Genomic DNA, 17,387 nt, shown 5'->3' with positions numbered 1-17,387 from the left:
TGCACCAAGCACTACTCAACAGATTTGAGGGCTTCTAACATATCCACCTTTCTCAGGTGATGATTTACATAGATACCGAGGGCGGCTAGAATTCCGATAATGGCTAGAATTGGAATGGCATAAACTTCCAGACCGACTGCGGGATTGAAACGAATACTATCCGAACCAATCATGGCAAGAAGAATCTTGTGAAGGTAGATTCCGCCAATCAGCCCAACGCCCATACCAATCAAGGAAAGGACAATCGTTTCCCGATAAATATAGAGGGTCACTTCCTTATTATGAAAGCCCAGAACTTTTATGGTCGATAGTTCTCGAATCCGCTCTGACATGTTGATAATGGTTAGGTTGTAGAGGATAACTAGACCAAGCAAGATGGACAAGACCACCAAGATAGTCATAATGGTCTGTAGTGAGCCTGCAATGGTTGTGAGCATGGACATGAGAGAGGTATTTTGCACCAGACTTCTGACCGCTGGCATGGCTAGCAGCTGGCTAGAAATCGTTTGAACATGGCTGGTCTGGTCATCTTTCAACTCTATCAGATAGGCATTAGCAGTCTTTTGCTTGCCCGTCACTTGTTCATAGTAGCCTCTGGTCATATAGATAAAATGTCCAGCATACATATCCGCCACAGCAGCAACCCTGACCTGAACTTCCTTATCCTCCAAGGTCAGCGATAGCTTGTCTCCAACTGTCACACCGTAGATTGCTGCGAGTTTCTCCGTTAGGACAATCCCCCTGCCACTCAGTTGAATAGACTGACCAGTTGATGTTTCAAGACTGACTAGATTTCCTAGATCCTGACGGTCTGAAATAAAGAGGCTGATTGATACATTCTTTCTTTGGCCATTTGTCTCCACTGTTTGATGGAGTTGTTCAAAAGCCACTGGCAAGGATTGCCGAACTTGGTTTGAATGAAGAAAGTCTGTTAATTTGTCTAAGTCCTTCACCTCTGCTCTGCTATTTTCCACTACCAACATATCATAATGGTTCAAGTCCCCAAACTGCCGTTGGACAACCCCTGAGATAGAGGAACGAATGCCAAGACCGCCAAAGAGGAGGGCGACTGTCCCTGCCACACCGAAGATGGTCATGAGCATGCGGAGCTTGTAACGAAAGATATTGCGGGCAGTCACCTTGTGGGTAAAGCTCAAGCGGGACCAGATGGCTGGCCATTTTTCTAGCCAAATGCTGGAGCCAGCAGCGGGAGGTTTTGGAAGCAGGAGCTGGGCTGGCTTCTCTGTCAATTCTCTGCGAGCTACCAGATAAGCTGGGAGGACGGATGAAATCAGAGAAAGCAAGAGGGCCAGACCTGTCCAAAGTGGATAAAAATGAAGCTGGGCAGACCCGATGACTGTCGTCTGGGTGATAATGCTTGAAATAATAGGCGATAGGACAAGATTCCCCATCAGTATGCCGACAAGAGTACCAAGGAGACCGGCAGCTAGTCCATAAAGAATGAACTTGCCCATAATCTGACCATTGGTATAGCCAAGTGCCTTGAAGAGTCCTGACTGGGTTCTCTCTTCATCGACAAATCGGGCCATGGTGGTAAAGGTAACCAGAGCTGCGACCAGATAGAGAACTACTGGAAAGACATTGCCTACTGCTGCAATGGACTTGGTCGCATTGCTATAGGTGGTGTAGCCATCTCCACCGGGAAGGCTGGTCCGACTGTAAATCTGATAGGGAGATTTTTCTAATTTGCTCAAGTCGGATTTGGCCTGGGCAATCTCTGTTTGGGCCTGACTAATTTCTTGATTGGCTTCCGCCTGTTTTTCTGATAATTGAGTTTGAGCCTGTTTCAGTTCTTCATCAGCCTGCTCCAAGCGGAGTTCCTCTTGCTGAAGTTTCAAGTCAGAAGATTCCAACTGACTGACACCCCATTCATAATCTGAAACGCCCTTTTGATAGGCTGCCAGACCTTGCTCATACTGACCCAAACCTGCTTGATAGCGGGCCAAAGCTGATTGGTATTCCTGATCCCAGGTCTGATAATCCGCTAGACTTGTTTCATATTCTGCAACTTTTGATTGGTAATAATCATAGTTATTGATATAGGCTTGGTTGGCTTGCTCATAGTCAGCTTCAAGTTGATCTAAGCGAGCTTTTTCTGCGTCCAAGGCTTCCTGTCTAGCCAATAAGTCAGGATAGTCAGATAAGGTTTGGCCAGCTTGAACTTGATTGGCAATCAGCTGATTTAAATTTTGTTGGTTTTGGTACCAGTTGGCACGACCAGTTGAAATTTGAGAAGCCGTTTGACTGAGCTGGGCATTTTGCCTATCCAATTCAACTTTTGCCGCATCTAAACGCTGAACCGCTTGGTCCAAAGACTCTTGATTTCCTTCTAAAAAAGAAGCCGTCTGGTCTAGCTGGGCCTTGCGACTATCCAGCTCTTTTTTACTTTCATCCAATTGAAACTTGGTTTGCAACAATTGGGCAAGAGTTGCTCGCAATTCCATTTCCGACTGAACAAGCTTAGCCCGTCCACGCGCAAAGTCACTGCGACCGCTTGCTGCTTGCTCCTGACCAGTCGCCAGGTCTTCTGCTGCTTGGTCCAGCTGGCTTTGAGCTTGGGCAATTTCTTTTTCTCCTTGGGAAATTTCCGTCTGCCCTTCTACCTGAATGGTTTCCAACCGCTGTTCATCATTATCTGCCAATAACTTTTCTAGATCTTCTTGGTGTTGGTCCAATTTCTCCTGATAGGCCTGACTGTAGTATGACAGATTTTGTAGATCATCATAGACAATTCTGGCAATGGTAAAAACTTCAGATTGAAAAACTTCCTCCGCAACAACTCCATAGCCTGTCAACTGACCATCTCCACTTGCGGCCATGCCCATGGTTTCATTGTCCCAAATTTCCGCCGAAGCTACGAAACCAACAACTGTAAAGGACGTTTGGGTCAGGATGGTGCCGTCCTTGTCAGGCTCGGTTACTTGAAATGTATCTCCTATTTGATAGCTAGCTTGTAAGGAAGTAGATAGAGCAATTTGCCCCTTTTGACTAGGCAATTCCCCTTCTAGCAATTTATAGGTGGAAATAGACTTTGGAGCTGAAAAAAGACGAACCGCAGTCTGATTTTCCTTAGCAACCACATCCTTAAAATAGCCAGCTTCAACTGCCGTTCCGTCAATTGCACCTATTTCATCAAGGTCTTTTTGACTGATACCCAGACCAGAAATGACTGCCAAATCCATCGTTCGATGACTGGCTATATAGGCTTGGGCAGTTTGTTCCATATTGGGAGCTGTCACTTTTAGACCTGTCAGAGCTAGGGCTCCCAGCATCATCAGGCTAAATAGGGACAGAAAACGTCCCTTAGAAGAAAGGAGGGATTGCCTCATATCCTTCCAGTAGATTTTCTTTTTCATAGGCTCCCCCACTAATATTCTAGACTAGCTATATCTTGCGGATTTGCATTCAGCTCTACAGAGTGCACACGGGCATCCCGCATCCGAATCACTCGGTCCGCAATGGGAGCCAGTGAGCTATTGTGGGTCACGATAATCACCGTAGCACCTTGCTTGCGGGACATATCTTGTAGGATTTGCAAGACCTGCTTACCAGTTTGGTAGTCCAAAGCCCCTGTCGGTTCATCACAGAGAAGGATTTTAGGCTTTTTGGCAACGGCACGGGCAATGGCCACACGTTGTTGTTCGCCGCCTGAAAGCTGGGCGGGGAAATTATTGATACGGTGACCGAGTCCGACCTGTTCCAAGACCTCCTCGGCATCCAAGGCATCCTTGACAATTTCTGCTGCTAGCTCCACATTTTCCTTGGCGGTCAGGTTGGCGACTAAATTATAAAACTGGAAGACAAAGCCAACATCATCTCGTCGGTAGTTGGTCAATTCATGACTGGACAGCTTGGCAATATCTACACCATCAATCCATACCTCTCCCTCATCATTGCTGTCCATACCACCTAGGATATTGAGAAGCGTGGACTTACCCGCACCAGATGAGCCAAGAATGATAACCAGCTCACCCTGCTCAATCTCAAAGGATACACCGTCATTTGCCACAATGGTCGCATCCCCCATTTGATAGTATTTTGACGAATTCTTTACTTGGATGTAGGACATGGCACACCTCGCTTCTTCTCTTCCTAACAACTGTATTCTTACTACTTATTATAGCACAAAAGAGGGATTCTCACCCTCTCTGATCATCTATTATACTTGGGCAATAGCAGAGCCACCATAGAGTTTCAACTCTTCTCTGATAGTGTGGTAGTAGTAGCGATCAAAGGCCTGCCAAGCCTGCCTGCTTTTCTCACTCAACCGCAGATTGCCCAGTCCAACCAAAAAGCTGGTCGAACGGTAGAATTTCTCAATCGCAATCAGTTCTGTATTGGTGACCGTCTTGGCCTCCGTTAAGATGCGTGTCGTCTCTGTCAGATTATGCTGGAACCGTTGTTCATCAGCTGTTCCAACTTTATCTGCTTGAAAGGCCCGATTCAAGTCTTGAATGAGGGCCAAAACGTCTTGAATAATCTGTGTCTTTTCCATAAAAGACCCTCCTTGTCTTCGATGAATTTAGTATATCAAATTAGACAAAGATATTCAAGTTGTTTGTGTAATTTCTTGATTTATGGCTATATTGATATTATAATGATAGAAAATGACACATTTATACATCTATCCGTTCGCCATTTATCCCCTGGAGGTATCTATGTTTCAAATTGAAGGAAAGCTATTTTTCCGTAGCAAGAAAAATTTGGTCGCTATCTTGGTCTTGTTGATTGCTATCCTGTCTAGTTCCCTTCTAGCAGGCTACCACAATCGGCAAGCCAAATTAAAGGTCATCCAACACTATGAACAGTCTATCCGAAATTTTGAAAATATCATACAAGATTTGGAAACACAGTATCAGAATCAAACTCTCAGCGAAGAAGATTATCAGGCTGAAAAAACATTCTTTACAGACTATATTGCCAACCACCAAAAGGAGATTGAGGCGGTCAAACAGGAGGACTGGACCTATTTTTATAAGAAAAATATCCAGCACTATCAGAAGGATGGACAGTATATCAGCCTTTCCTACCGAAGCTATGAATTTACCCCACAAACCATCGAAAATACCTTCTTGATGTCCAAGTATCTGTTAGAAAAGGAGATACCCTCTGCCTTTCCAACTGAGCTTTACCTAACAGCCTTTGAGAATCCCCAAACACCAACAGATAGAGAAATCGTCAAGAGCCTGGGCCAGCAGGCCTTAAAAGGAACCAGTCATGAAATCTGGCAGGGTCAAAAACAGCTAGGCCTGGTCATCACCCTTCCTCTCTTTCTCTTAACTTTCACCAATTTTTTCATCAAAGACCAGCAGGGAACTAGCCGACAGATTCGCCTTTTACAGACCCTAGGGCTGACTAGAATCCGAATCACAACCAATAAATACCTAGCCTTCCTAACACTCTATACTGCCCTCTTTCTCACCCTCTATCTGAGCCATTTGCTCATCGCATTTTTACTAAATGGCAATAGTAGCTGGATCTATCCCGTCACCACCTATACCAGTAGGGGACTGGCTTACAGTTTTATCACCACAACCATCAAACCTATTTACCAGGTCATCTTGCTAGCCTGTGGCATGCACTATCTCTACCTTCTATTTTTGCTGGGAGTGGCACAGACCTTGGCTAGAGTCTTAAAAAATGGACTGGCTGGACTGGTTGTCACACTAGGACTTGTCATCTCTGCCAACTTCTATCCCCATATCTTCAATCCATTTAGCCTATGGAACGCAGGCAATCTGGCGGACGGAAGTGCTATCATCTACCATCAATTAACAGGATATAGCATTCCAAAAGTCTTTACGGTTCTTCTCATCAGTAACCTGCTCATCTATTGCCTGCAATTCTATCTCCTGACAAGAAAAAGTGAGGTCTAACCATGCGACTATCCATTCACAATTTGTGCAAATCCTACGGGAAAAAGAAAATACTAGACCAGCTAAACCTAGAACTGGTGGAGCCTGGAATCTGGGCCTTGATTGGACCAAATGGAGCTGGAAAGACAACCCTCCTAGACTGCATTGCCAACCTGCAATCCTTTGATTCGGGAGAGATTTCAATAAATGGCAAAAAGCACGATAATCCAACTGTCTACCAAACCTTTGCCTACCTGCAGGACAACCGTGTCCTCTACCCTGAATTGACTGGGCTGGAACACTTGCGATTGGTCCAAACTATCCAAGGTTTACCCAAAGAGCGGATTGAGGAAGTCATTGAAGAAATCGGCATCCGGGATTATGTGAAGATCCCTGTCAAAAATTATTCCCTGGGAATGAAGCAACATCTCCTGCTGGCTATCGGTATTATGAACAAGCCCCAGGTCATGCTCTTGGATGAACCCTTGAACGGACTGGACCCGACTAGCTACATCCAGACCAGAAAATTGCTCCAGAAACTAGCCAAAAATGGTTCAACCATTATCGTGTCTTCCCATCAATTAAATGAAGTGGACCAACTAACCGACCAACTGCTTTTTCTAAAACAGGGAAAAATCATTGAGTGGAAACTGGAACAGGTTGGGCGACAATATGCCGTTCAGACTAGTGACAATCAGACAGTTTTTCAGAAACTTGGGCATGTGAAGGGACTGACTTTGACCAATGATAGCATTCAGGTAGACACCAGTGTTCACAGTCTGCATTTCTACCTTGACCAAGTCATGACTTGTCAGGTGGAAATTTTGGATATTAGCATTCAGGAGCACCAGTCCGAAGAAATCTATAAAGAACTATTTGAATAGGGAGGTCTGACTATGAACACCCTAACTCTTTTCATTCTACGACTGAAACGTAATGCTATTTTTCTAGCCCTCATGACCGCTGTGGCTCTTATCCCACTTGCACTATCTTATCGGAATGTCCTAGAGGCCGAAAACCTGCGATTTGAAGATCGAACCCGTATCATACAAGTCAAAAAAGAAGCTGAAACCTTCTTGTATGCTGACGATAAGGAAGCTCAAGCCTTAGACCAGGAAAGCATGGATTATTATAAAAAACTCTTGGAACTGACGACCACCTACTTAGAAAAGGAACATATCCAAGGAAAAAGTCAGGAGGTCTTGGAAACGGAGTTAGAACTCTACCAGACCATGCAAAACTGGGAGGCAAACGGGCACAATATCAACCATTTTACGAACAGCGAACTGGCAGAACGTATCACAGTCTATAAAAAAGTTCTAGAGCAAACTCTTACCTTTCACTACCCTACTGCTCCCAAGGATGTTTATCTGACCTTGTTACAAGTTCTTCCAGCTAGTAACTATATGATTCCTCTCGTCATCTGCTGTCTCTTAGTCTGGCTTCTGATGTCTGACCTTTCCAAACATCGTGGTCTCCTCTTTATCAACGGCCTATCCCCTGGTCAATATGCCACTAGCCTGACCCAACTTGCTCTTCTGCTACAAGTTGCTATCTATGCCCTCATCCTATTCATGCTGCTTCTATTGGCACATCAGTTCCAATTTACCTTCCAAGAACACTATCCCATTCTGATTGGCACAAATCCTCAGTCTACCATAACAGTAGGGAAGCAGTTGCAGAAACTCCTGCTAGAAATGGCTGGTGTGACCGTTTTCTATCTGGTCTTTATCCGATTAGCAACTGCTAAACTCCTACAGAGATATAAACGAAAATAAGCCGAATGCAAGCCAGTCACTAGACTTCAAACTGAACATATGTTACAATGCCTTGGTGTGCAAACGTTAGCATAAGAAAGGCATGAAGAGTGAAAAAATTATCCCTATCTTCATTTACTTGGAGTGCAATCTACCTAATACTTTCTTGTTTGATTTTCTTCTTTCACGTACCATTTTTAACAAGTAAATCCAAGGCCTTTTTCAGCTTGACCTAGAAAACATCAGCGATCTGATTCAAGACCAGCTGATCCAGGGATGGGTGTGACGGGCAATCCTGCTCCTACTTGTCATGGTCCTCATCTGCATAGTCGAAATCATTCTCTTCTACTTCTTGACTGGCAAGCTCATCAGGGCCTTCAAGCTCATGGATGGCAAGATTAACAAGCTCATTCTTTGGGGCTACCGTCTCTTGTTCTGGAGTTCAATCGGCTTGATTGTCTTTGGTTTGGTGACTAGTCTCTCGACTGGACTGGACTTATGAAAAATGTCCTATCCCTACAAGAACTGGATATTCAGGCGATTGGGACGGATATTCAGGCCATCGTTGCTGAAGCTCCTCTGACGAAAATTGGTGATGTGCAGGTCTTGTTTGACAGCATCCAAGACTACATTCGTGATAAGAGCATCCTTTTGGCAACCAAGGAATCACTGGTACTTCAGGTCTCAAAACTCCATACACTTATCAGTGTCTGGTCAACTGCCTACCCAATCCTGCTTGCCCTGCTCAGCTATTTCCACATCAAAGACTGGTGGACCAAGCGGACGCCAGGAAAACCAATCGTCAAAATCAGCCTGACCATCGAGCGTCAGTAAACAGAAATCCCACTTCGATCGAAGCGGGATTCTTTATTCTGCCGAATGACCAAGGTTCATACCAACAAAACCAATCATCATCAGACTAGTCACGATCAAGCTGATCACGATCAACCAACTCCATGACTGAGTAAAGATTAGCAGACTAATTCCAAAGCCAATACTGATGAGCAGGAGCTGGGTAGATTGAAATTGCTTGGTTAGGATTCTGCCTTGCTTGTTGTAGGCATTGTGCTGGAGGAGTCCGAGCAAAAAGAGGACTAGGCCACCGTAAAAATAAAAGACTGTGTATTGGACATTCATGTCACCATTTCCAAAAAATGAGAGGGCAATGGTTATCAAGCTGAGCCCAAAGAGTATGGGGTAGTGACTATAAATGGCACGAATCCCAGTTTCTTCCCGTTCTACATCAAGCAGGTGGTCCACTTCTACAATATAGACCATGAAAAGATTTGTCAGAGTAATGAAAATCGCAATGGATTCCCAAGAAAAATTCTCTGGACTGAAATGCTCTGAAATACCAATCAAGGACTCGCCAAAAGTAATAATCACTAAGAGCGACAAGCGCTCCATCAAGTGTGGAAAATTTACTGGATTCAAGTCAGCCGAAACAAAGCCACGGTTGGGATCGCTGAGCAATCCAGGTAGCAACCAGGTCGAGAGAATACCAACCAAGGCAATCCACATACCTATCTCATAAGGGAAAAATAAAGAAAGAAAGAGCATGACCGACCGCAAACCGAGGATATAGAAAAACTGCTTCATCAGACTCCGATCCGCATCGTTTGAAGTCTGGAAATATTCTAAAATGTACTGAACCAGAAGCAGCAAGGAAATAATGGCCATGGGGAGAAAAATCCATACAAAACTAGTCTGCCAATCTCCTGCAACTGCACTTGATGCCACCAAAAGACAAATCATCTGCAAAAACATAAAAATGATATTTCTCAAGCTGTTACTTCCAAAACGGTTTGTAAAGACAGTCTGCACCATCCAAGAATTGATAAAAATAATCAGTCCAACTGAGAAGTTAAAAAAGGATTGGGGACTGACAACTCCCTGATGGGCATGGTGGATTATCGACGTCAGCTGACTGATTGTATAGACATAAACTAAATCATAAAATAATTCGGTCAACTCGACCTTTTTATGCTTGATAAAGGGCATAGAATCTCCTGTTAAAATTTTTTCATTTCACCAGTATAGCACAGAAAGTTAGAGGATACAAATTAGCTAGAAAAAGCTAGTTGCCCTCTCGAGATGGCGATACTGTTTTCTAAGTCCTGTAAGATTTTTTCTTCCACGATATCCTGCGTTTCTGAAATATAGCGTTGAAAATGCGGAGTCAATCGGTGGTCTTCGTAGGCTTTCGCACTAGCATACACTTCGTAGAAATAATAACGATTTGATTGCTGGCTGTCCTTGGCGGCATACATGGCTAAAACACCTGCTTCTTCTTTTATAGAAGTTTGCATATTCAGCAGGACACTTCTTTCAAAAGATTTTTCACTCCCCGCTTCCACTTGAACCTGGGCAAATTTTAGGAAATGGTGTTCTGGTCCTAGCCACACTCCAGATGGGAGTTTTTCCTCCAAAAACAAGGCTTCTACTTCAAAGACTTCCCGCTTGGTGAGTTTGGAGCCCACCTGCTCTACATAAGCTTTAAAGTGCGGAGAATTCCGATGCTTTTGGTAGGCCTCCTCATCTGCATAAACCTCAAAAACTTTGTACTCCAACGAATTTCCCTTTAAAGAACTGGCGTACATGGCAAGAGTGCCAGCTTCCTCTTCATAGGAGGTCTGGAAATTCTTCACACCCACTTGATAAAAACTATCACGATTTTTCTCATCAACTCCTAGTTGAAATAAATGAACAACTGGTGTACTCATCTATTTTGCCTCCTTCAGTAATAGTTTGATATTTTCAGAGTAAATGGCCTGCTTGTCCTCTTGAGATAAGGGCAGGGAGTCAATAGCGTCTGAGATGACCTGCGTAGCCCCTGCAGGTGCAATACCCAAAGGAGCATCTGTTCCAAAGAGAACATGGTCCACGCCGAAATAGTCAAGGGTCAATTCTAGTGCCTTTGGATTGCCCAAAATAGCTGTGTCCACATAGAACTTGCGGAAGTCCTCCACCTGTTTTTCTGGCAAAATGTACTGTATCCGTCCGCTAAAGAAAGGCACTAAGGCTCCTGCATGGTGAACAATGATTTTCAGATTAGGATAATCTTGGAAGATACCAGCCTGAACCAATTGCAGCATGGCCTGACTCTGCTCGTATTCCCATGAAAAAACAATGTTATTATCTGGTTTGCGATTGTCAAATACAGGGTGCAACCAGATAGGAATATCTAATTCTTCACATTTAGCGAAGATTGGTCTGAAACTCTGGTCCGCAACGGACAGGCCAAGGTGTCTTGAAAACAGCTGTACACCAACAATTTCAGGATTTTTAGCGACAAAGTCTTCCAAAATTTCCAGACTTCCCTCAATATTGTTCAGGGCCAGCATGGCCACACCAGCAAAAAATTGATTTGGGTAGGTCTGAACAGTTTCCAAGAGTTCTTGATTGGCTTCTTGAACCAAAGCCAAGGCTGGCTCTGCTTCCAGATAATCTTCTGGATTGACATTGACAAATGAAATAATCTGTTTGACAGCTGAATCTTGCAGAGCCTGCCTTTTTTCCATATCTTGTAGGATAGGATTCTGTAAAAAAGGCATTTTTTGAGGCAAGGCTGGATCAAGGGCCAACATTTTCTGATAAAACTGGGGCAACAATACATGGGCAAATACATCTATTTTCATACATCTATCTCCTTCCAACTGTCCTTTTCATCGGATAAAATCGCATAGTCCTCAAAGTAGGAAAGCCCCTGTCCAATTTCACCTGATTCATACAAAGCTATTTTTTTCTCCAAACGGTCAATGGAGCGTTGGAGGTTGGCCTGCTTTTGATAGAGAGTTGCCAACTGCTCCCGCAACAAGTTTTCCCGTTCCTTAACGGTACTATTTCCCTCCTTCAACAAGGAAGCATACTCTGTCAGCGTTTCAATACTGACACCTGAGTGACGCAAACAGATAATCATCTCCAGCCAAGCCAGGATTTCCTTTGTAAAATAGCGATGTCCATTGCTTGCTCTTGGAACATCTGGTAGTAAGCCAATTCGTTCATAATAACGTAGAGTATTACTATTGATCTGGTATCTTTGACTGACTTCCGCAATCGTGTAGCCGAGTTTGTCCATGGTCTGCACCTCCTGTATGCCATTATAACACTTGTAGTTCACTATAAGTCAATATAAAAAATAAAAAACGATGCCTATTCAGGCACCGTAATATTCTTTTATTTAACAGCCTCCAAAGCTGCTTCATAGTCAGGATGTTCATTGACATTGTCCAGGTATTCTACATCGAACTGGATGAATTTGAACAAATGCAATCAAATACTACCTACTTAGACATATAGTATCTGTTGCAATAGACTGTAAATTTTTGTCATGTGAAACGATACAAATTATTTTTCCTGATTCTTTTAATTCTAATAGCATCTGTATGAATTCTTTTCTAGATTGCTCATCTAAATTACTAGTTGGCTCATCAAATACAAAAACCTGCTTATTTTTTTGGACCAAGGCTCTCAGTATCAATAATCGTTGTTGCTGACCCAAAGATAAATTTTTCTCTTGAGAATTTACTTGATAATTATGGTGTAATCCTAAAAATCTATTGAAATCAAATTTATTTATATGAGAATTTGTAAATAAATCAAAGTACATATTATGCATCACTGTTCCAGCAAACAATCTATATTCGTTTGAGTAACTACTAACATATTGTGTTATATCTGTATGTTTTAAAGCCCCTAACGTTTTCTCTTTTAAACATAATTCACCTGATGTAGGACTTAGAATACCTTATGATAAGTAATCATCTTAATCACCCTTTCTGATGCTAACATCGGCATAGGCATCTATTTTGAGGATACTTGCCTTATTAGCTCCTTCTTCAGGAACTTCTAGTAACTTTGCCCCACTATTCAAATTGACATCATATCCTCCATCGTAACTTCGAGGCAGAGTAATATCTACAGTACCATTCCATGTATCAACATAAACTTCTTTAAATGTAGCACCTTTTGCCAATTCAATTTTTGCTTTTAAACTACTCTTTCCACTTGCGACGGTAACTAACTTAAAACCCTTTTTACCCAATGGTATATAAGCATCATTTGTACCTATATCTGCCTTCTCAAGTGTTGACATTGCTGTTTCAGAAATTTTCCCTGTCAAACTAATCATCGTCACTTCATTGTCAGTCTCCACAATTTCAAGTTCGAAAGGTTGTTCGCTACCATAGATTTCAATCGTATTAATTTCTTTGCTCGTTACAGTCCAAGACTTAGCAATCTCTACATCTGTTTTGTCACTCTCTAAACTTAGGTAAATCGCAACTCCTAAAAAAGTAATGATTAAAATGAAAAATGGGATTATTTTTTTCATTACAAGTGCCCTCCTTAAACTATTTAAACTCCCTACTAGAAAAAAGTAAGTACGAACTCAATAAATAGACAACACTAAATATCAATGCAATGAGACTAGACGGAGTAAAAAATTCTGTTTGCTTAGTGATTAACTTTACCTGATTAAATAGAAAGAAATGAGAAAAGACATCATTTGCCAAAAGACTTGTTGTAACATACGAAACTAAATTATCAAACATCAAGACAATCATGGTATAAATAAGGTAGGCTTGATAAATCTTATCTACATACTGAAAAATATACAGACACAGTAGCGAAAAACAGAGATGAAATGGCAATTGTTTAATAAGCAGGTCAAATGATTCACCCACATCTACTTGTCCATTCAAAAAAATTCTACATACAATTACTGTAAAAAATAGTAAAAGCGTATATGCAAAACACAGGGACAAGGTTTCAAACAATTTATAAAGGTAAACTGAAAAACGAGAGGAACTTTTTATGATTGCATGGTTAATGGTGCGATTGGTAAATTCTTCTCCCCAGACTAGATTACAAGCACTTGAGAAGAATAGAGGGATAAACCCTGCCACTGAAGATAAAATAATCGTAATACCTCCTTGTCCATCAGTTTCTCTCATCAGATAAGCGAAGAGTACTCCTAAAAAAATCACCAGAGAGACTGGAAAAAATAAACTACTTTCTTTCCATACCCTATAAAAGTCTGATTTCACTTTATGGAACATGAGGAACCTCCTCTCTTGTAATCAAAGATAGATAATAGGATTCAAAACTCGGTTGAAATTTAATGATTTCCTCGATTTGAATCTCGTTTTTCCGTAAACAATCAATAATCCAGCTAGTTGATTTCCCAATTTCTGAAAGCTCAATTCCTTCTTCGGTCACTATCGCCTCAATTCCCTCGGAAAGTAACACATCAAGTGCTTCATGCTCCTTATCCACTCTAACAATCCGTTTGGTTTGAAGTAGTTTTTTCAGAGCATCTTTTTGTATGATTTGTAACACTTTTCCTTTGCTCATGATGATATACTTGTCAACGACTAAGTCTAATTCAGACAAGATATGGCTTGAAACTAGAATGGTCATACGATATTCATTTTTCAAGAGCAGAAGAATCTCACGAATTTCCTTAATACCCACAGGGTCCAGACCGTTTATTGGCTCATCTAATATAAGTAGTTTGGGCCAATCACAGATAGCCAAGGCTATTGCCAAACGTTGCTTCATTCCAAGAGAAAAATCTTTCACTTTTTTCTTAGAATCTACACCCTCAAGTCCAACCATACGTAATAGATTTTTGACTTTATCTATATCCGCCCCAATTCCTAAACCTATCATTTGAACACGAAGATTGTCGCCTGCAGATAAATGGGGATACAGAGCAGGTGACTCTACAATACAGGAAACAGCTTGACTCTCTAAACCGCTTATTTCACCAGAATTACTCGAAATCAATCCTGCAAGAATTCGGATTAAGGTAGTTTTGCCAGCACCATTTTCTCCCACTAGACCACAAATTTCTCCACAGTTAATATCAAAACTAATATTATCTAGAACTTTTTGCTTTCCGTAAGTTTTGGATACTGCTGTAACATTTAATAATGTATTTGCCATAGCAACCTCCTAAAAAGAAAAGTCGATAGAAAAGTGACAAACTATCGACCAGTCAAGTTATTAAATTATTTGGTGAACGGAACCATGTAAACTAATCCCAGCAAAGGAAACCGATTCCATACCAATAGTATAGACAAATTTGACCAGCTGTTATTTTTGTTTTTTCTCTCATTTTCAATTTTCTCATGGCAGGATTTTGTAACCCCTTTCATTTATAGTTTATCACAACTCTCTTATCTTGTCTATATATAAAATATAAAATTCGTATTTTTTAAAACTATATTCTAATATGTATTTCTGGTGATATAATTAAAAGAATTTTGCAAATTAAAAACGCAAAAATCATGTTAGCAAATTGGCTGATTCCCTGCGTTTAAATATATACTTATCTACTATCAACTCTTGCCAATCTTTAGGTCATTGGGATTCCTAGATTTTGTCTTCTTCTATATATCGCTCCAGATTCAATTCCATTTGACGGTTAGCATCCAATTTATATAAAAAATATGCCTGACGAAAATGTTGTTTCGCACTCTCTGTATTTCCAAGTTCTTCATGGACATTACCTAGTAAACAAAATAAATCGGGTAAGGAATAATAGCTTCTATGTGACCTACAAAATTCGATGGCCTTTGTGATGCTAGCTATGGCTTGGATGTAATCCTTCTTTAGCCATAGGTAACGTGAAATGTTATATTGAAGTTTAATTTTTAATTCCAATTCTTCAATCGTGAGCGGTTGAAAATTATCCGTTTTTTCTGTCAGTCTTTCAAATTGTACATCAAATAATTCTTCATCATTAACATCAAAATAAAAATTTAGGAGTGTATTTGATACTTGTAAAAAAAATAAATTAGAACTCTCCAATTGTTCAAGTAGATATTCCATTTTGGATATAGCTTCCTTCTTTTTATCATAAAAATAAAAATCGACTAATCCACCTATCCACTCTAAGTATAATTGATTTGCTACCGATAAACGATGTTTATTATTAGACTCCAATTCATAAACATATCGTAGTCCTTGGTAGTCTCTATGGACTAAGAAATTTCGTACAACTGTTTTGAATTCTACTAACTCCTCTTCCTGCTCAGAAACAGTGTCTTCAAAAAAGTAATTCATCGAAACATTTAGTTTTTTTGATAATTCAAAAAGCAATTCAGAGCCAGGAGTATAAACGCCACTCTCAATTCTACTAATTTGACCTTGTTTACATACACCTTCTGCCAATTCTTTCTGAGATAATTTCATCTCTTTTCTTTTTTGTTTTAACCTAGAGCCTAGTTGTATAGTCATTGTTGTTACCTCACTCGTATTATACAACTATTCTAGCACTTATGAATTTTAAAGACAATAAAAATATCCATTTGCATATTATTTATAAAATCTATATCAGAATATGTATGTTATCTCTTCGTTTCATCCTAAATCATGAACATCCCCTCTTTTCACAACCTATCTTCACAATACATTTCTAGCAGGATAATTTAAGCGTTAAAAAAACGATGCCTGTTCAGACACCGTTTTGTATTCTTTTACTTGACAGCTTCCAAAGCTGCTTCATAGTCGGGATGTTCGTTGACATTGTCCAGGTATTCTACGTAGGTGATTTCATTGTCGGCATTGAGGACAAAGACTGCACGCGCCAGCAAATTCCACTCTCGCATGAGCAGACCGTAGGATTTACCAAAGGCATGGTCATAGTAATCAGACAGGGTGATGGCATCCTCCAAACCTGCAGCACCACACCAGCGTTTTTGGGCAAAAGGCAGGTCTGCTGAGACAGTCACAACAACAGTATTGTCACGGTCAGCCAGTTCCTGATTGAAGCGACGGGTTTGGGTATCGCAAATCCCTGTGTCAATAGAAGGCACCACACTGATGACCTTGGTCTGCTTGCCAAAGTCTTTCAGGCTTTTCAGGCTCAAGTCATTGGCCATGAGCACAAAATCAGGGGCAGTATCTCCCACTTGCAATCGTGGACCTACCAAGGTCACTGGTTTTCCAATAAAGGTTGTCATAAACATCTCCCTTGCACTTAATATATCTATTGTAAGCGTTTCTCGATAAAATAGCTAGTAATTTGATTCTCTTTATCTTTCATCCATGGCTATCAAAATTGCTACTCATCAACCAATCAAACATGTGGTCATTCGTCGCGAAGGAGGCTCCGTTCTGACAATGCCATGAGGAGACACTATCGCGATGAAAGACGACCAGTTGCTTGTTGTTACTCGGTAGTTGATTAAAAAATTCTAGCCCCATATGATAATCATAGTAATTGTCACCTTCCGACAAAAATATGAGCCCGTCTGTTGTAAACGTCACTTCTGTAAATTCACTCGCCTTCCTAAGCAAGTCATTCAAGTTATCCGCGCCGAAGACCCATTTAGCATGTTCAATTTGCCAGTTTAGGAAGAATTGCCTTGAAATGTATTTCTCTATTATCTTTTCCAACAAGTTCGGAAAGCCCTTCTCTACATAAGAATGCAAAAACTTCGGAATTGAAATCTTAAACGATTCAACCAGACTTGGAAAATAATTAAACAGAACGACCTTATCAAATAGTTTCGGTCTAGCAGACACTGCACGCGCCATCAAAAGCCCTCCTAAAGAAATTCCCAAACCAATAGTTGGCAAACATACGAACCCACTGAAAAAGTCATCAACTTGATGGCTTTTTTTGCTATACTAGAGTCGAGGTGATTCCTATGCTTGATAATCAAATTCAGTTAGATCTTAGTTCCTATTCTCCCCTGTATGATATTGTTGTTCCCAAAAATCATTTTTTACGGCAGCTAACGGA

General features: G+C 41.1%; 19 protein-coding genes. 5 read left to right on the top strand and 14 right to left on the bottom strand.

The features are described from left to right. Positions 1–11 precede the first annotated feature (11 nt). The 3 genes from ODU55_RS05170 to ODU55_RS05160 all read right to left on the bottom strand — a co-directional run bounded on the left by ODU55_RS05170 (position 12) and on the right by ODU55_RS05160 (position 4,516). Positions 12–3,377, bottom strand: a complete 3,366-nt coding sequence (locus ODU55_RS05170) for an FtsX-like permease family protein (RefSeq protein ID WP_398582120.1) — start codon at positions 3,375–3,377, stop codon at positions 12–14. Between the two features lie 11 nt (positions 3,378–3,388). Beyond that, positions 3,389–4,090, bottom strand: a complete 702-nt coding sequence (locus tag ODU55_RS05165; RefSeq protein WP_172028152.1) for an ABC transporter ATP-binding protein — start codon at positions 4,088–4,090, stop codon at positions 3,389–3,391. Between the two features lie 90 nt (positions 4,091–4,180). After that, complete coding sequence (locus ODU55_RS05160) at positions 4,181–4,516, bottom strand: helicase BlpT (RefSeq protein ID WP_398582119.1); 336 nt, start codon at positions 4,514–4,516, stop codon at positions 4,181–4,183. Positions 4,517–4,679: 163 nt separating this feature from the next. On the opposite strand from ODU55_RS05160, the gene ODU55_RS05155 reads away from it, so the two are divergent. The 5 genes from ODU55_RS05155 (at position 4,680) to ODU55_RS05135 (ending at position 8,467) form a co-directional block, all read left to right on the top strand. After that, on the top strand, positions 4,680–5,897 hold the full coding sequence (locus ODU55_RS05155) for a hypothetical protein (protein ID WP_398582118.1): 1,218 nt from the start codon (positions 4,680–4,682) through the stop codon (positions 5,895–5,897). 2 nt (positions 5,898–5,899) lie between these two features. After that, the gene (locus tag ODU55_RS05150) at positions 5,900–6,760 is read left to right on the top strand and encodes an ABC transporter ATP-binding protein (protein ID WP_398582117.1); all 861 of its coding nucleotides are present in this window, start codon (positions 5,900–5,902) and stop codon (positions 6,758–6,760) included. A gap of 12 nt (positions 6,761–6,772) precedes the next feature. Continuing rightward, complete coding sequence (locus ODU55_RS05145; RefSeq protein ID WP_398582116.1) at positions 6,773–7,654, top strand: hypothetical protein; 882 nt, start codon at positions 6,773–6,775, stop codon at positions 7,652–7,654. A gap of 289 nt (positions 7,655–7,943) precedes the next feature. After that, positions 7,944–8,135: a hypothetical protein gene (locus ODU55_RS05140; RefSeq protein WP_398582115.1), complete on the top strand. Its 192-nt coding sequence runs from the start codon at positions 7,944–7,946 to the stop codon at positions 8,133–8,135. Beyond that, positions 8,132–8,467, top strand: a complete 336-nt coding sequence (locus tag ODU55_RS05135; RefSeq protein WP_398582114.1) for a hypothetical protein — start codon at positions 8,132–8,134, stop codon at positions 8,465–8,467. The genes ODU55_RS05140 and ODU55_RS05135 overlap by 4 nt, the downstream gene beginning before the upstream one ends. A 33-nt stretch (positions 8,468–8,500) precedes the next feature. Here ODU55_RS05135 and ODU55_RS05130 read toward each other — a convergent pair whose 3' ends face one another. The 11 genes from ODU55_RS05130 to ODU55_RS05080 all read right to left on the bottom strand — a co-directional run bounded on the left by ODU55_RS05130 (position 8,501) and on the right by ODU55_RS05080 (position 17,179). Beyond that, positions 8,501–9,634, bottom strand: coding sequence for a low temperature requirement protein A (locus ODU55_RS05130; RefSeq protein WP_398582113.1), 1,134 nt, complete (start codon positions 9,632–9,634; stop codon positions 8,501–8,503). A 62-nt stretch (positions 9,635–9,696) separates the two neighbouring features. Then, on the bottom strand, positions 9,697–10,356 hold the full coding sequence (locus ODU55_RS05125) for a putative quinol monooxygenase (protein ID WP_398582112.1): 660 nt from the start codon (positions 10,354–10,356) through the stop codon (positions 9,697–9,699). Beyond that, positions 10,357–11,271: an amidohydrolase family protein gene (locus ODU55_RS05120; protein WP_398582111.1), complete on the bottom strand. Its 915-nt coding sequence runs from the start codon at positions 11,269–11,271 to the stop codon at positions 10,357–10,359. It lies immediately after the preceding gene. Further along, a complete protein-coding gene (locus ODU55_RS05115) occupies positions 11,268–11,711 on the bottom strand; it encodes a MerR family transcriptional regulator (protein WP_398582110.1) in 444 nt (147 codons plus the stop codon). The genes ODU55_RS05120 and ODU55_RS05115 overlap by 4 nt, the downstream gene beginning before the upstream one ends. Before the next feature lie 201 nt (positions 11,712–11,912). Next, positions 11,913–12,377: an ATP-binding cassette domain-containing protein gene (locus ODU55_RS05110; protein WP_398582152.1), complete on the bottom strand. Its 465-nt coding sequence runs from the start codon at positions 12,375–12,377 to the stop codon at positions 11,913–11,915. Positions 12,378–12,398: 21 nt separating this feature from the next. Then, complete coding sequence (locus ODU55_RS05105; RefSeq protein ID WP_398582109.1) at positions 12,399–12,965, bottom strand: hypothetical protein; 567 nt, start codon at positions 12,963–12,965, stop codon at positions 12,399–12,401. A gap of 19 nt (positions 12,966–12,984) precedes the next feature. Further along, positions 12,985–13,692, bottom strand: coding sequence for a hypothetical protein (locus tag ODU55_RS05100; RefSeq protein ID WP_398582108.1), 708 nt, complete (start codon positions 13,690–13,692; stop codon positions 12,985–12,987). Next, positions 13,682–14,581, bottom strand: a complete 900-nt coding sequence (locus ODU55_RS05095; RefSeq protein WP_398582107.1) for an ATP-binding cassette domain-containing protein — start codon at positions 14,579–14,581, stop codon at positions 13,682–13,684. The genes ODU55_RS05100 and ODU55_RS05095 overlap by 11 nt, the downstream gene beginning before the upstream one ends. 429 nt (positions 14,582–15,010) lie before the next feature. Continuing rightward, the gene (locus ODU55_RS05090; protein ID WP_398582106.1) at positions 15,011–15,877 is read right to left on the bottom strand and encodes a helix-turn-helix domain-containing protein; all 867 of its coding nucleotides are present in this window, start codon (positions 15,875–15,877) and stop codon (positions 15,011–15,013) included. Positions 15,878–16,116: 239 nt separating this feature from the next. Further along, positions 16,117–16,602 (bottom strand): thiol peroxidase, encoded by a 486-nt coding sequence (tpx, locus tag ODU55_RS05085; RefSeq protein WP_105121833.1) that lies wholly within the window; start codon positions 16,600–16,602, stop codon positions 16,117–16,119. A gap of 79 nt (positions 16,603–16,681) precedes the next feature. Next, complete coding sequence (locus ODU55_RS05080; protein WP_398582105.1) at positions 16,682–17,179, bottom strand: hypothetical protein; 498 nt, start codon at positions 17,177–17,179, stop codon at positions 16,682–16,684. Positions 17,180–17,387 lie beyond the last annotated feature (208 nt).

The sequence above is a fragment of the Streptococcus sp. 2022WUSS037 genome (assembly GCF_044427225.1).
In the GTDB taxonomy this organism is placed as follows: domain Bacteria; phylum Bacillota; class Bacilli; order Lactobacillales; family Streptococcaceae; genus Streptococcus.
Note: the sequence above shows the minus strand (reverse complement) of the source record. Positions and strands in the feature narration are given on the sequence as shown.

What these genes read in the sequence shown, in the direction of transcription:
- ODU55_RS05125 (WP_398582112.1), bottom strand. Translation starts at nt 10,356, where the DNA reads ATGAGTACACCAGTTGTTCATTTATTTCAACTAGGAGTTGATGAGAAA.
- ODU55_RS05115 (WP_398582110.1), bottom strand. Translation starts at nt 11,711, where the DNA reads ATGGACAAACTCGGCTACACGATTGCGGAAGTCAGTCAAAGATACCAG.
- tpx (WP_105121833.1), bottom strand. Translation starts at nt 16,602, where the DNA reads ATGACAACCTTTATTGGAAAACCAGTGACCTTGGTAGGTCCACGATTG.
- ODU55_RS05090 (WP_398582106.1), bottom strand. Translation starts at nt 15,877, where the DNA reads ATGACTATACAACTAGGCTCTAGGTTAAAACAAAAAAGAAAAGAGATG.
- ODU55_RS05160 (WP_398582119.1), bottom strand. Translation starts at nt 4,516, where the DNA reads ATGGAAAAGACACAGATTATTCAAGACGTTTTGGCCCTCATTCAAGAC.
- ODU55_RS05095 (WP_398582107.1), bottom strand. Translation starts at nt 14,581, where the DNA reads ATGGCAAATACATTATTAAATGTTACAGCAGTATCCAAAACTTACGGA.
- ODU55_RS05120 (WP_398582111.1), bottom strand. Translation starts at nt 11,271, where the DNA reads ATGAAAATAGATGTATTTGCCCATGTATTGTTGCCCCAGTTTTATCAG.
- ODU55_RS05165 (WP_172028152.1), bottom strand. Translation starts at nt 4,090, where the DNA reads ATGTCCTACATCCAAGTAAAGAATTCGTCAAAATACTATCAAATGGGG.
- ODU55_RS05150 (WP_398582117.1), top strand. Translation starts at nt 5,900, where the DNA reads ATGCGACTATCCATTCACAATTTGTGCAAATCCTACGGGAAAAAGAAA.
- ODU55_RS05135 (WP_398582114.1), top strand. Translation starts at nt 8,132, where the DNA reads ATGAAAAATGTCCTATCCCTACAAGAACTGGATATTCAGGCGATTGGG.
- ODU55_RS05170 (WP_398582120.1), bottom strand. Translation starts at nt 3,377, where the DNA reads ATGAAAAAGAAAATCTACTGGAAGGATATGAGGCAATCCCTCCTTTCT.
- ODU55_RS05145 (WP_398582116.1), top strand. Translation starts at nt 6,773, where the DNA reads ATGAACACCCTAACTCTTTTCATTCTACGACTGAAACGTAATGCTATT.
- ODU55_RS05140 (WP_398582115.1), top strand. Translation starts at nt 7,944, where the DNA reads ATGGTCCTCATCTGCATAGTCGAAATCATTCTCTTCTACTTCTTGACT.
- ODU55_RS05080 (WP_398582105.1), bottom strand. Translation starts at nt 17,179, where the DNA reads ATGGCGCGTGCAGTGTCTGCTAGACCGAAACTATTTGATAAGGTCGTT.
- ODU55_RS05100 (WP_398582108.1), bottom strand. Translation starts at nt 13,692, where the DNA reads ATGTTCCATAAAGTGAAATCAGACTTTTATAGGGTATGGAAAGAAAGT.
- ODU55_RS05155 (WP_398582118.1), top strand. Translation starts at nt 4,680, where the DNA reads ATGTTTCAAATTGAAGGAAAGCTATTTTTCCGTAGCAAGAAAAATTTG.
- ODU55_RS05105 (WP_398582109.1), bottom strand. Translation starts at nt 12,965, where the DNA reads ATGAAAAAAATAATCCCATTTTTCATTTTAATCATTACTTTTTTAGGA.
- ODU55_RS05130 (WP_398582113.1), bottom strand. Translation starts at nt 9,634, where the DNA reads ATGCCCTTTATCAAGCATAAAAAGGTCGAGTTGACCGAATTATTTTAT.